The sequence below is a fragment of the Arsenophonus endosymbiont of Apis mellifera genome (assembly GCF_903968575.1).
In the GTDB taxonomy this organism is placed as follows: domain Bacteria; phylum Pseudomonadota; class Gammaproteobacteria; order Enterobacterales; family Enterobacteriaceae; genus Arsenophonus; species Arsenophonus apicola.
Map to the genome: position 1 here is coordinate 1 of NZ_CAJCFU010000036.1, position 14,349 is coordinate 14,349.

General features: G+C 38.9%; 11 protein-coding genes and 1 pseudogene. 9 read left to right on the forward strand and 3 right to left on the reverse strand.

Annotated features, from left to right (window positions below; all coding sequences use genetic code 11):
- The coding region (locus tag H1X92_RS04350; protein ID WP_180558337.1) for a transposase at nt 1–177 on the reverse strand (177 nt) is incomplete at its 3' end.
- Between the two features lie 58 nt (nt 178–235).
- Here H1X92_RS04350 and H1X92_RS04355 point away from each other — a divergent pair.
- From H1X92_RS04355 to kdpE, 3 genes are read left to right on the forward strand one after another with little or no spacing between them, the layout of a single operon-like run.
- Entirely contained in the window at nt 236–1,462 is a 1,227-nt protein-coding gene (locus H1X92_RS04355) for an RNA-guided endonuclease InsQ/TnpB family protein (protein ID WP_180558336.1), read from the forward strand.
- A gap of 28 nt (nt 1,463–1,490) precedes the next feature.
- Nucleotides 1,491–3,785 carry a two-component system sensor histidine kinase KdpD gene (kdpD, locus tag H1X92_RS04360; RefSeq protein WP_180559018.1) on the forward strand — a complete coding sequence of 765 codons (2,295 nt, stop codon included), beginning with the start codon at nt 1,491–1,493 and terminating at the stop codon, nt 3,783–3,785.
- Entirely contained in the window at nt 3,782–4,465 is a 684-nt protein-coding gene (kdpE, locus tag H1X92_RS04365) for a two-component system response regulator KdpE (RefSeq protein WP_180559019.1), read from the forward strand. The genes kdpD and kdpE overlap by 4 nt, the downstream gene beginning before the upstream one ends.
- A 116-nt stretch (nt 4,466–4,581) precedes the next feature.
- Here kdpE and pgm read toward each other — a convergent pair whose 3' ends face one another.
- Both pgm and seqA read right to left on the reverse strand, forming a co-directional pair.
- The gene (pgm, locus tag H1X92_RS04370) at nt 4,582–6,219 is read right to left on the reverse strand and encodes a phosphoglucomutase (alpha-D-glucose-1,6-bisphosphate-dependent) (RefSeq protein WP_180559020.1); all 1,638 of its coding nucleotides are present in this window, start codon (nt 6,217–6,219) and stop codon (nt 4,582–4,584) included.
- 66 nt (nt 6,220–6,285) lie between these two features.
- Nucleotides 6,286–6,825: a replication initiation negative regulator SeqA gene (seqA, locus tag H1X92_RS04375; RefSeq protein WP_180559021.1), complete on the reverse strand. Its 540-nt coding sequence runs from the start codon at nt 6,823–6,825 to the stop codon at nt 6,286–6,288.
- A 359-nt stretch (nt 6,826–7,184) separates the two neighbouring features.
- Between seqA and H1X92_RS04380 the strand changes: the two genes are divergently transcribed.
- The 6 genes and pseudogenes from H1X92_RS04380 (at nt 7,185) to ybfE (ending at nt 14,287) form a co-directional block, all read left to right on the forward strand.
- Nucleotides 7,185–7,973 (forward strand): alpha/beta fold hydrolase, encoded by a 789-nt coding sequence (locus H1X92_RS04380; RefSeq protein WP_180559033.1) that lies wholly within the window; start codon nt 7,185–7,187, stop codon nt 7,971–7,973.
- Nucleotides 7,974–8,247: 274 nt separating this feature from the next.
- A pseudogene (locus H1X92_RS04385) lies at nt 8,248–10,306 on the forward strand (peptidase domain-containing ABC transporter).
- An 8-nt stretch (nt 10,307–10,314) separates the two neighbouring features.
- Nucleotides 10,315–10,635, forward strand: a complete 321-nt coding sequence (locus H1X92_RS16195; protein WP_310740118.1) for a hypothetical protein — start codon at nt 10,315–10,317, stop codon at nt 10,633–10,635.
- Entirely contained in the window at nt 10,622–11,665 is a 1,044-nt protein-coding gene (locus H1X92_RS04390; RefSeq protein WP_370520657.1) for an HlyD family type I secretion periplasmic adaptor subunit, read from the forward strand. The genes H1X92_RS16195 and H1X92_RS04390 overlap by 14 nt, the downstream gene beginning before the upstream one ends.
- A 3-nt stretch (nt 11,666–11,668) precedes the next feature.
- Nucleotides 11,669–13,825, forward strand: a complete 2,157-nt coding sequence (locus tag H1X92_RS04395; RefSeq protein ID WP_180559022.1) for a type I secretion system permease/ATPase — start codon at nt 11,669–11,671, stop codon at nt 13,823–13,825.
- A 180-nt stretch (nt 13,826–14,005) separates the two neighbouring features.
- Complete coding sequence (gene ybfE, locus H1X92_RS04400) at nt 14,006–14,287, forward strand: LexA regulated protein (protein WP_180559023.1); 282 nt, start codon at nt 14,006–14,008, stop codon at nt 14,285–14,287.
- Nucleotides 14,288–14,349 lie beyond the last annotated feature (62 nt).

The window sequence follows — 14,349 nt, forward strand, 5'->3', positions numbered from 1 at the left end:
TCCGTTACTTTCCTTTAAATCAGCCCCAAAGTCGCGACACACTTCACCTGCATACTGATGAAATGCTTTGTAGTGCAAGCCACTGAGTACTTTCTTTCGGTACTTAGTCACAAAGACAAGGTGAACATGTAAAAGAAACGCTGCATGTCTTGAACGGTTGATTTTATATTTTTGCATTGAAATTAACCGGATATACGGTAAGATAGTGAGATAATTTACTACACACTGAGTAATAATGCTAATTCTAAAAGCCTACAAATTCAGACTCGAACCAACCGAAAAACAGTCGCAACGTTTGCGGCAGTTGTGCGGATGCGCTCGTTTTATCTGGAATTACGGGCTAGCAGAGACGCAACGCATTATTGAATCCGGCGGTAAACTACCGTCAGCGTTTGAACTAAATCGGATGCTCACAGAATGGAAAAAAAAGCCGGAACATTCCTTTTTGCAAGAAGCCTACACGGATAATCTTCAGCAGAAACTCAAAGATCTGCACGGGGCATGGAAACGCTGCTTTGATAAAAAACTGGCAGCAAAAGCTCCTGTATTTAAAAGGAAAAATGACGGGCGTGATTCAGTTCGTTTTGTTAATTTTGATAAATATTGTCAGCTCGATAATGGCAGAGTGAGATTACCGTCAGGTTTGGTATGGGTAAAGTTCCGGCAGTCGCAAAAGCTGTACGGTAAGATTAAAAACGCAACCGTTAGCCAACATGCGGGACACTGGTATATATCGTTTCAGGTCGAACTGGAAATGGACATTCAGCCTCATTCGTCAGCAACAATGATTGGTTTGGATGCAGGTGTAACCAGACTCGCCACGCTGTCAGACGGCACAGTGTTTGAACCTGTAAACAGTTTTAAAACCAACCAAAAAAAGCTGGCGAAATTCCAGCGTCAGTTAAGCTGTAAAGTTAAATTCAGCAATAACTGGAAAAAACAGAAGCGAAAAATCCAACGTCTCCACTCGCATATAACCAATATCCGCAAAGACTACCTTCACAAAGTCACCAGTGAAATCAGCAAAAACCACGCGATGATCGTCATTGAGGACTTAAAGGTCAGTAACATGTCGAAATCGGCAAAAGGTACACAAGAGCAGCACGGACGGAATGTCAGGGCAAAATCAGGACTTAACCGTTCGATACTGGATCAGGGTTGGTATGAAATGCGCCGTCAGCTTGAGTACAAGCAGCTATGGCGCGGTGGTCAGGTATTAGCTGTGCCTCCGGCATATACAAGTCAACGGTGTGCATGTTGTGGTCATACAGCGAAAGAAAATCGTCAATCACAAAGTAGATTCGAGTGCCTTGAGTGCGGGTATACAGAGAACGCAGATATCAACGGAGCTCGTAACATTTTAGCGGCAGGACATGCCGTGTTAGCCTGTGAAGTGAACGGTGCAGTAATGCCGTCAGCAGCAGGAACCAGGCTTCTGAGCGATCAGATAGTCTCCGACTAACGGGAATCCCCCTCCTGAGTCACGAAGTGTGAAGGTGGGGGAGGATGTCAATAACGTACAACATTTAGAGAGTTTAAACGATATTGTTGGTAGTATTACCGGAATTCGCGTCCGTGAAACGGTACCTGATCATATTTTTGACCAAGCCAGTGAGATTGTTTTAGTCGATTTACCCCCTGATGATTTACGCCAACGACTGAATGAAGGAAAGGTCTATATTGCCGGACAAGCCGAACGAGCAATTGAACACTTTTTTCGCAAAGGCAACTTAATAGCGCTAAGAGAATTATCCCTAAGACGTACGGTTGATCGGGTCGATAATCAAATGCGTGAGTATCGTGATACTCAAGGTTACTCTCAAGTTTGGCACACTCACGATAATTTATTAGTTTGCATTGGCCACAATACTGGAAATGAGAAATTAGTTAGAGCAGCAGCCAGGCTAGCCGCCAAACTGGGTTGCAGTTGGCATGCTGTGTATGTTGAAACCCCCAAATTACATGCATTAGCAGAAGAGAAAAGACGCGCCATTCTAAAAGCATTAAAACTGGCCCAAGATTTAGGCGCAGAGACTTCAACCTTAGCTGATGCCAATGAAGAAAAAGCCATTTTAGATTACGCCCGGGAACATAACCTAGGTAAAATTGTCATCGGCCGTAAGCAAAATACGACCTGGAAACTGCTCAACTGGAAAATACGCCCTGATTTTGCTGAACGCTTAGGTAGACTAGGACCGGATTTAGATCTGATTATTATTGCGTTAGATGAAAATACCGCGTGGGAAAAAGAGACCGAACGCCGGCCACTAAATGACAAATGGCGAGGAAATATTCAGGGTTACCTATTCGCCGCTCTGTTATGTATTACCATCACCCTATTTTCTAATCGCTTTTTGCTTAATTTTGATCAGGCTAATGTTGTTACTGTTTATGTATTAGCGGTGGTTATTATCGCTCTGCTGTATGGTCGCAATCCTTCTATTTTTGCCGCATTTATTAATGTTATTGGTTTCGATCTTTTTATTGTCCAACCCCATTTTTCCTTTGTTGTTTTTGACATGCAATATTTGATAACCTTCATTGTTATGCTGGTTGTTGGTCTTTTAGTGGGCAATCTCGCAGCGGGAGTGCGCTATCAAGCCAGAGTCGCTCGTTATCGTGAACAACGGACTCGCCATCTTTACGAAATGACCAAAGAGTTAAGCCGAGCGCTGAATGAAATTGATATTGCAAAAACGGGTTATCACTTCCTTTCCAATGCCTTTAAAGCAAAAGTTAGCCTGTTGTTGCCTAATGATCAGCAACAACTGGTTGCGCTTAAATTGGCCGACTATGGACAGGTGCAAATTGATCAAGCCATTGCATTATGGAGTTTTGATAAAAATCAACCAGCAGGTGCCGGCACGGATACATTACCTAGCGTGCCTTATCAATTACAACCGATTGCAACGTCAAATGAAACTTTAGCTATATTAGCTATTGAACCGCAAAATTTGCGTCAATTACTGATCCCAGAACAGCAAAGACTACTACAAACTTTTACTGGCTTGATTGCCAATGCATTTGAACGATTACAGCTTGCTAGACAGGCAGAATCAGCCAAACTGGATGCTGAACGGGAACAACTGAGAAACTCTTTATTGGCCGCTCTTTCTCATGATTTGCGCACACCTTTGACGGTAATATTTGGCCAAACAGAAATATTGATGCTGGAATTAAGCGCTGAGCATTCACCCCATACGGAAAAAGTTAACCAAATTCGTCAACATATCCTAAGTACCTCAAGATTAGTCAATAATCTGCTTGATATGGCGCGGATCCAATCTGGTGGCATTGTACCAACTCTTGCCTGGGAATCATTACAAGAAATTATTGGCAGTGCATTACGTTCTCTCGAATATGCCTTAAAAAGCCATCCAACTAAAATTAATGTTCCTGCTGAACTATTACTTTATTGTGATGCCAATTTACTCGAACGTGTAATCATTAATTTACTGGAGAACGCGATAAAATACTCTGCTGAAAATTCACCGATCGGTATTGATGCCTATCCACAAGGTAAATATGTCCATATTGAGATTTGGGATAAAGGTATTGGCATACCAAAAGGACAGGAAGAACTTATTTTTGATAAATTTTCACGGGCTAAAAAAGAATCGTCCATTCCTGGGGTTGGTCTCGGGCTGGCTATTTGCCAGGCTATTATAAAGCTTCATAACGGCGAAATTTGGGCGGAAAATAATAAAAACAGTGGAGCTATTTTCCACTTTGTTTTACCTTTAATAGAAGTTCCTGCAATAGAGGAGGCCATTGAGACAGAGTGATTCAACACAATATTTTAATAATTGAAGACGAAAAAGAGATCAGACGATTTGTCAAACTGGCACTTGAAGGTGAAAATTTTCGCGTATATGAAGCCGAAACTTATCAGCGAGGACTTATCGAGTCAGCGACCCGCAAACCTGATCTCTTGATCCTTGATCTAGGCTTACCTGATGGTGACGGTATTAATTTGATCCGTGACTTACGTAAATGGAGTCAAATTCCTGTATTAGTACTGTCGGCAAGGGCAGATGAAGCAGACAAAGTCATGGCACTTGATGCTGGTGCTGATGATTATCTAACCAAACCTTTTGGTATCAGTGAACTGTTGGCCAGAGTAAGAGTTGCCTTACGCCGCTATACGCGTAAAAACCAACCAGATCCCGTATTTCGGTTTGGTGATATTAGTGTTGATTTAATCAACCGACGAGTAACTAAAAAACAGCAAGAACTCCACCTTACGCCAATTGAGTTTCGTTTACTGAGTGAATTTATCACTAATAGCGGCAAAGTCTTAACGCAACGTCATCTGCTACGACAAATATGGGGACCTAACTATATTGAACATAACCATTACTTACGTATTTACATGGGACATTTAAGGCAAAAGTTGGAAGACGATCCCACTCAGCCAGTACACCTGCTCACTGAGACAGGAATAGGTTATCGCTTTATGCCTTAATGATAATTCACTTTATCGAGATTAAGATAATGCACTTAATTATTGCATTATCATTTTCGTTATCAATATTTAACTCAGCAAATCTATTATGTCGTTTTTATTGAATAATAAACTGCTCAATCTGCAATAACTTGATTAACAATCTGAATAGCTTCCTGCTCAATTAACTTAAGATGCCCCTTACCACGAAAACTTTCACAGTAAATTTTATAAGCTTCTTCGGTGCCTGACGGTCGCGCAGTAAACCAACCATAATCCGTTATTACTTTTAAACCACCAATAGCCGCACCATTACCTGGTGCTTTGGTTAAGCGGGCAATAATCGGGTCACCAGCCAACATATCTGCCGTAACCATTTCAGCGCTCAGTTTAGCTAAACGCTGTTTTTGTTTATGGCTCGCTTTGGCTTGAATGCGACTATAGCAAGGTTCACCAAAACGCTGAGCAAGTTCTTGATAGTACTGCTGCGGATTTTTCCCAGTCACTGCGGTTATTTCGGCCGCTAATAAACAGAGAATGATCCCATCTTTGTCAGTCGTCCAGGGTGTTCCATCAAATCGGAGGAAAGTAGCACCCGCACTCTCTTCACCCGCAAAACCATACTCACCCTGATATAAACCATCAACAAACCATTTGAAACCAACCGGTACTTCAATTAATTTACGGCCTAAATCGGCCACCACCCGATCAATCATGGCACTAGAAACTAACGTTTTACCTACCGCGACCTCTTTTTTCCATTGTGGTCGATGGCGAAATAGATAATCGATAGCAACAGCAAGATAATGATTTGGATTCATTAATCCCGTTGGCGTTATAATTCCATGACGATCATAATCAGGATCATTAGCAAAAGCTAAATCAAATTTATTGCGCAAATCCAATAAACCTTTCATCGCCCAAGGCGAAGAACAATCCATTCGGATCACCCCATCATGATCTAACGGCATAAAACTAAATGTTGGATCGAGCTGTTCATTAACTAACTCTAAATCGAGTTGATAATATTCAGCAATGCGTTTCCAATAATTTATTCCAGCCCCCCCTAATGGATCGACACCTATTTTTAATCCAGCTTTTTTAATCGCCGTCATATCGATAACTTCACGCAAAGCAATGACATAAGGCTCAATAAAATCATGTTGCTGATAATGAGGATCTTTAATAGCAATTTGATAATTGATGCGTTGGATAGTTGATAATTGACATGCAATGATTTGATTCGCTCGCTGCTCAATTTCAATTGTCAGGCGCTCATCAGCTGGGCCACCATGGGGCGGATTATATTTGATCCCACCATCCTCTGGCGGATTATGTGAAGGCGTGATCACAATACCATCCGCTTTTTTTTCATGCTGGCGATTATAATCCAATATAGCGCGAGAAATAGCCGGTGTTGGTGTGAAACCGTCCTGTTGCTGCGCGATGACATTAACCCCATTTGCTATCAAGACTTCCACAACCGTCATAAAAGCCGGTGCGGATAAGGCATGAGTATCTTTTCCTACCAAACAGGGGCCAGTAATACCATTTAATCGACGAACTTCTACGATAGCTTGGGCGATAGCTAAAATATGTTGTTCATTAAAACTATGACGACATGCACTACCACGATGACCTGATGTACCAAATTGAACGTTTTGAGCAGGGTTTTTTATTTGCGGTTGTAGCGAATAATATTGTGCAACCAGTTGTTCAACGTTAATTAAATCACTTTGTTGGGCAGATTGCCCAGCACGTTTATGCAATGCCACTTATTTTCTCTCCGAAGGGGCAACGGTACACATAGCTTTAATCACTAAGTGACCAATAATATTTATTTAAATCGTACCACACACCTTCTCAACCAATTCAACTGGAAACTTCATATCTTGCATAATTTGTTCAATCATATTGCGTTTACGATTGGTATTGGTATTGGTGATCACCCAATAAGGCGTATCGGGTATCAGGCGAGGTTTTGTTTGCTTACCACTGGCTAATAAGGTCTGTTTATCGCTAGCAAAATAAATACGCGTTCTGCCATGGGTTGCTTCTGTTGCTGCCACAAAAGCGGGTTTATTTAAATTGTATAGGGTGGATAGAATAAGCATAAAGCGATCAATCGCTTTGTTTTTAGTAGCATAATTGTTGGAAAGCAATAAATCATGCATCACACTTGCAGCATCGTGGCAAGAAACTGATTCATTTTTTTTCCCTTCTGCCGCGATATTACTTACAGTTATCGAAAGTGGCATATGCGACTGACTAACGTCAAACCCTAACAGACGTCGTAATATAACCGATGCATTTTCACCTATATGCTGGGTATGGCTCGCGATATAGCGGTAAAGTTCTTCGTCAACTTCAATCGTTTTCATGTTATTTCAATCTATTTTAATTAAAATTACCTGCCAATTATAAGATATAAACCTAAAAAACAAAACAATGAATATTTCAATTACTTAACTTAGTCTTTTAATAAAAAAGTTTCCGCTTGATTGTCAATCCGTATAGAAATAGCTTAATAACTTTAGCTTGCCAAGCACAAAAATATCTTTATTGATATTGGAGATTAGTCACATTATTTATATAAATAGCAAAATATTATCGTGTCACTTACGCTTTTCAACCACTAACAATAGCGTAAATTTTAATAATCCCTGAGTTGATAATTGTTGGTTTCTGGCAATATCCATGTCATCATACTAATTATTGATTAATGAAATGTAATATGACTATGTCGCTAAATAACTGGCTAAATTATCGTATCCATCAACCGGAAAATCCTATCTCTTCTAGTGCGATTGTACTTATCCATGGCTTGTTTGGTGATAGGCAAAATTTAGGCGTATTAGCTCGCAATTTACAAAATTACTTCACCGTTATTCAACTAGATATTCGTAATCATGGTAACTCACCACAGGCAGCAACAATGCTTTATTCTGAAATGGCAACAGACATTTTAGCGCTGCTTGCTCATTCAAAGCAAACCAGCATTATTGCTATCGGACACTCTATGGGTGGAAAAATCGTCATGGCGATGACGGCAATAGCGCCTCAATTGATAGAAAAAATTATCGTTATAGATATTGCGCCAGTCACTTATCAAATTAATCGTCATGAAAATATATTTTCTGCTTTAGACGCAGTAACACAAGCAGGCGTAACTTCTCGACAGGAGGCTGCTGTTATTATGCGTAATACCCTTACTGAAGAAAGTGAAATTCAATTTTTATTAAAATCATTTGATCAAGGCAAATGGAAATTTAATTTACCGGTTTTAAAAAAACAATATAACCAATTGATGGGTTGGAAAACGATCCCAGCTTGGCCTCACCCAGCACTCTTTATCCGTGGCAGCCTTTCCGATTACATTAGCGAAAATTACCGCAAAGATATTCTTACTCAATTTCCGCAAGCTCAAGGCCAGATTATTTTAGGATGTGGTCACTGGGTACATGCTGAAAATCCAGCAGCTGTCATCCGAGCTATTCATCGTTTTCTGGCTATTCCTTCTGATAAATAATCAATCGCATACCATAATATTGCTTTTTTAATCTTGTTCATAAACTAATTTAAAACAAATAGTGACTTTAATTCAGTCTAAAAATATAACTAGTCTTAAAAACAGTAAGATCCTTTTTTTACACTTTTCATAATAAAATAAGTCGATAGAATAAACTTTCTAACTAAGTAATATAATAAAGCATTTTATTAATATTAAATATATTTATATGGCTTTATATTTTAATTTGTGGCTATTGACTATGGATGAAAATAATAAAAAAACGCTTTAATTAATTTCTATTATCATAAGACTAAATAATAAAATAAATATTAATGAATATAATAAAGAAATAATTCAAAATGATAATTTTGTTGATTGCACAAAAAAAATTCAACAAAAGTATCAAATTATATTAAAACAAAAACGCTGCCATAAAAAAGAGTTATCGCGTCTGATTCTACCTGCTATTTTTTATGATAATGATAATGTTCCATATATATTAGCCAGTTATAATGATGAACAAGTGTTAATACAATCTGCTGGCAATAAACCACCGGAAATTTGGCAGAAACAAGATTTTCTGCAACGTTGGAATGGCAATTGGCTTAAAATAAACCAAAAACAATCCCGCTTTGATATTCGTTGGTTTGTGCCTGAATTCTTAAAGCATAAACAGATATTTTTTGAAATCTTGTTTTTTTTCATTTGTATTACAAATATTAGCGCTGTTATCACCGATTGTTATTCAAGTTATTATGGATAAGGTGCTGATCCATCAAGCCTTTAGCACCTTAGATGTGCTTATTTTTACCTTAATAATAGCCGCTTTTATTGAAGTTATTTTAAAAGGTTTCAGAGAATATATTTATATCCATACCGCCAATCGTATTGACATCCGACTCGGATTAAAACTGATCAGGCATCTATTACACTTACCACTCTCCTTTTTCAAAAGCCGTCAGGTCGGCGCAATTGTAAACCGTGTTAGAGAACTAGAAACCATCCGTGAGTTTTTAACTGGTAGCATGTTTACTTTGCTGGTCGATGTTCTTTTCTTATTCGTCTTTATTTATGTAATGTCAATTCTATCAACAACATTAACACTTATTTTTCTGCTCTCAATTCCCTTTTATTTATTGCTGGCCTGGAAAATAACCCCAAAGATAGAAAAAGCAGCCGAAACACAATTTATGCATGCCGCAATCAATACCTCTTTTTTAACCGAGAGCGTGGCCGGCAGTGAAACCATTAAAAGCCTAGCTGTTGAACCACGTTTTATCCGCCGCTGGGATACACAAACTGCCGATATGGTTGCCAGTAATTTTCAAGCTCAACAAATAAACTCACAAGGCAGCCATATTGTTATTTTAATTGAAAAATTGACTATGGCGGTGATTTTATGGATTGGTGCAGCGGAAGTCCTAGCATTAAATATGACCATAGGCCAATTAATCGCTTTTCAAATGATGGTCTCTCACAGTAGTCAACCTTTAGGGAAATTGGTGCAATTATGGGGCGATTATATCCGTACTCGCGTTGCAATTGACAAACTAGCACAAATCATTAATTTACCAACCGAACAACATAGTGAAGGCTTACAACCGCAGTTAACCGGCAAGATCCACTTTCAAAATGTCGATTTTCGCTATCAACCAAATCTTCCTCTTACTATTAATCAATTTAATTTATCCATCAAAGCTGGAGAGATGATCGGCATTGTCGGTACTTCAGGTTCCGGTAAGAGTACTTTAGCACGTCTTTTATTACGTCTTTATACCCCAGAAAAAGGTAGCATATTACTTGATGATATCCCCCTTTATCAGCTCAATATCGCTACGTTACGCCAACAAATTGGTATCGTACTACAGGAAAATTTTCTCTTTAACCAATCTGTTTTTAACAATATTGCTCAATCAAAACCTGATGCAACTTTAGATGAAGTGATTGCTGCCGCCAAATTAGCAGGTGCGCATGATTTCATCTTAAAAATGCCTTTAGGTTACGACTCATTGATTGCTGAAGGAGGCCAATCATTATCAGGTGGCCAGCGCCAACGTATCGCTATTGCTCGTACATTACTAAGCAATCCTCGCATTCTGATCTTTGATGAAGCCACCAGCGCTTTAGATGATCAAACCCAAGCCATAATCCAACAAAATATGCAAAAAATTGCCCAAGGGCGGACCGTAATTACGATTGCTCACCGCTTATCAACAGTCAGTCATCACCATCATATTATTGTCATGGATCAGGGCAAAATTATTGAGCAAGGAAGCCATACACAATTATTGCAACTTAAAAAACATTACCACTATCTGTGGTCATTACAACAATCATTAAAGCAGCAGTAGGACACTTCATGACAAATCGCATTACACGGAAGTTTAAACAATTCTTTGTGCAATATAATTATGACTTCTTGCCCTCACATTTGGCGTTGATGAATAGCCCACCATCACCTTTTGCTCGTTTAACCGCACTGACCTTAAGTATGGGTGTTGTTATCACTATTGGTTGGGCCTACTGGGGGCTGCTAGATGTTCAAGCCACCTCAACCGGACGGCTTATCGTTTCCGGACACTCACAAGTTATTCAAGCTTATGAGCAGAGCCGATTAACGGAATTACATGTAAAAAAACGGGCAACATGTAAAAAAAGGGGAACCTCTGCTCACCCTTGACGCTCTAGGTGTTAGTCAGGATATCATCGGTATTTCTCATCAAATTGAGTATCATACGATTGAAAAATTGCTTTACCAATCGCTACTGGAAAACAAAATTCCCCATCAACAACTCAGCTTTCATCAATTAACAAAACGCCAACAAGAAAAAATTAGCAAAAACTATCACCATGAAAAAGCCCAGTTTGATGCGCAAGTTGCTAGCTTAACCTTTGAAATTGAAGTTAACCATACGTCGCAAAAAGCAAAAACCAATGATCTCAATGTGCTCTTTTTACTACAAAAGAATATCAAGCAGCGTTTAGAAGCCCGTAAAACATTAAGTCAAAAACAGATGATTAGTAAATCAGAATATTTAGAGCAGGAAAAAGAGTTATTAGAAATTAAACGTTTAATTGCCCAACAAAGCTCTGAACTAAATATTTTAAATTCGCAAGAAAAAAACCTAAAAGAACGGCTTAATGCTTTCCAATCACAAAAACAGCATGAATGGAATGATAAAAAAAAACAATCAGAGATCCAGCTCTCAATGCTAGAACAAGAATACGCAAAATTTGATGAGCGCGAACAGTTAGAAATTGTACGCTCACCGGTTACTGGCACCGTGCAACAATTAGCCACTTATACCTTAGGGGCAGTATTACAACCGGCACAAAATTTGATGGTCATTGTACCCGATAACGATGTACAACTTGCCGAAGTTAAGATCTTAAATAAAGATATTGGCTTTATTCGCCCTGGGCAAAAAGTTGCTGTCAAAGTCGACGCCTTTCCTTACACACGTTATGGCACTATTGAGGGAGAAGTATTATCAATTTCACGTGATTCGGCTCAAGATGAACAACTAGGTCTTATCTTTCCAGCGCAAATCAGTCTGAAACAAAATAATCTAATGGTTGATGGTCATGCAATTGATATCACCCCAGGTATGTCTATTGTGGCAGAAATCAAAACCGATAAACGGCGTGTGATAGATTATCTATTAAGCCCAATTCGTGAATACCTGTCTGAATCCATGCGGGAGAAATAAGCAATGGAAACTTTTTCTACCGTAGCAATAGCTAACAACACCACTAACCAAGCCTTAGATGCCATAACTTGGCTTGGTAAACAACTTAGTAAATCCATTACAATTAAACAATTAACTCACTCCTTAGGATTAGAATCTCAACATCTAACCGACTGGCAATTACGAGAGTGTGCGGATTTTATGCAATTAAAAAGTAAAGTAAACTTTCTTACACCTACTGAGCTGGAGCATATCCCGTTACCCGCATTAATTGAAATAGAAGGAATATGGTGGGTATTTACCCATATAACGCACCAAATCATTGAAGTAATAAATCCGTGTTCAGAGAAAACATTAACTTTTCCTCATCATAATAATCCAAATAATCCAATCAAATTTAAAGTATTGCTGGTTGCAGAAAAAAAATTAACTACCAAAAAAATCAAGTTTGGATTAGATTGGTTTTCCCCATCGGTTCTTAGACAAAATAAACAACTAAGAGATATTTTTATACTCGCCAGTGTAGTGCAAATATTTGCCCTTATTCATCCAATCCTTTTTCAACATCTCATTGATAAAGTCTTGGTAGGTCGTAGCCTAAATAGCTTACATGTTTTGGCATTTGCTATGGTTTCATTAGCCATAGCCGAACCTATTTATAGCTTTATTCGTAATAAAATTTTTAATCATACCTCTGGCCAAATTAATGCTGAATTATCTGGCCGCTTATATCGTCATTTATTAGGACTACCACTCGATTATTTTAGACAGCGACAAACAGGACAAATTATTGCCCGAGTTCGTGAAATGGCGCAAATTCGGCAATTCCTCACTGGCTCAACTTTAATGTTGTTTATCGATCTGTTTTTTGTCACCTTATTCATTGCTGTGTTGTTCAATTACAGTGCACTGCTCGCTGGTATCGTCGTTGGTTCATTAATAATCTATTTTATCTTTTGGTTATTAATTGGTCCCATTATCCGAAAACGGGTAGAAAAAGAGTATGAAGCTCAAGCCGATAATACGACTTTTCTTACTGAATCAATAACTGGCATTGAAACCATTAAAACAACTGCCACAGAGAATAGGTTTTTACAACGCTGGCAGAAAATTTTAAGTCACCAATTACAAAAGAGCTTCCAGGTGCAAAAAAGCGGTGTGATAGCCAGTCAAATCATTACCCTGGTTAATAAAATAACTACCGCTATTTTATTATGGTTTGGTGTTAAAGCCGTCATGCAAGGCCAACTCAGTCCAGGAGAATTAATTGCTTTTAATATGCTTAGTGCCCATGTTACCCAACCGATTCTTCGGCTGGCGCAGGTATGGCAAGATTTCCAACATACCCTTATCGCCCTTAAACGTGTTGGTGATATTCTTGATGAACCTACCGAATTTGGCCAAAAAGGGTTAACTAATACCGCATCTATTGAGGGTAATATTGAATTTAATCATATCAGATTTCGTTATGCTAACGACATGCCAGAAGTATTGCAGAATCTATCCTTGTCAATTAAAGCCGGACAATTTATTGGTATCACGGGCCCTTCAGGATCAGGAAAAAGTACCTTAACGAAACTATTACAACGACTTTATATTCCCCAGCAGGGTCAAATTACGATTGATGGTATGGATCTGGCTGTCGCCGATCCCATGGCTTTACGTCTTAATATGAGCGTAGTACTGCAAGAAAGTGTTTTGTTTGCTGGCTCCATAGCAGACAATATCCGCTTAAGCCAGCCGGCAGCTTCTGACGAAGCCGTGACCCAGGCCGCGCAAATGGCAGGCGCACTGGATTTTATTCAACAACTTCCGCACGGTTTCAATAGCCAGTTAGCAGAAAGGGGGATGAATTTATCAGGTGGCCAACGGCAACGTATAGCGCTTGCCCGTGCCCTGTTAACACAACCACGCATTTTAATTCTTGATGAGGCCACTTCTGCGCTAGATTATGACTCAGAAGCCGCTATCATGAAAAATATGCATTATCTGTCTGCTGGTCGAACCGTAATTAGTATTGCCCATCGGCTTAATACCATCCGTTATGCTGACAAAATTTGTGTGATAAATGAAGGACAAGTCGTTGAATGCGATAGCCATGATAATCTACTTAGGTTAAATGGGTTTTATGCTCAACTCTGGTATCAGCAAATAGGATCAAAGGCAAAAATAAACGCTTAAACATGACATGAGTCGCCAGTAAGCTCACATGTATCTGTTTTACTGGCTATGTCTAATTTAACTTGCTCACTAATAGATTGCTTTATCAATAGGATATATTTTATCTGATAGTAGCGATAGTTATCATGCTAGGGTATGATTGTTTTAAGTAACTAGCAAATTTCCATCAACATTTAAATTATGGCAAAAGAGCAGACTGATCGCACAACCCGGGATCTATTCGCCGATGAACTTAGACCAGGGCGTCCGAAAACCAATCCCTTATCTCGACATGAACAATTAAAAATCAATAAACGAAATCAATTAAAACGTGATAAGAGCAAAGGCTTACGTCGTGTCGAATTAAAAATCAATGAGCGTGCTGTTGCAACATTAAATATGCTAGCGCAAGAACAGAAAATAAGCCGTAGTGAACTAATAGAACAAATATTACTGACACAATTAGCAAAGAAAAAGCAATGAATTGCAGTTTTATTGGTTTATTTTGTCTAAAACACACAAAATTGACAAAATTATGCAGTTAT

Excerpts from the sequence above, each read along its gene's own strand:
- H1X92_RS16195 (WP_310740118.1), top strand. The coding sequence starts at position 10,315 with ATGACAAATCGCATTACACGGAAGTTTAAACAATTCTTTGTGCAATAT.
- H1X92_RS04380 (WP_180559033.1), top strand. The coding sequence starts at position 7,185 with ATGTCGCTAAATAACTGGCTAAATTATCGTATCCATCAACCGGAAAAT.
- H1X92_RS04395 (WP_180559022.1), top strand. The coding sequence starts at position 11,669 with ATGGAAACTTTTTCTACCGTAGCAATAGCTAACAACACCACTAACCAA.
- H1X92_RS04355 (WP_180558336.1), top strand. The coding sequence starts at position 236 with ATGCTAATTCTAAAAGCCTACAAATTCAGACTCGAACCAACCGAAAAA.
- seqA (WP_180559021.1), bottom strand. The coding sequence starts at position 6,825 with ATGAAAACGATTGAAGTTGACGAAGAACTTTACCGCTATATCGCGAGC.
- ybfE (WP_180559023.1), top strand. The coding sequence starts at position 14,006 with ATGGCAAAAGAGCAGACTGATCGCACAACCCGGGATCTATTCGCCGAT.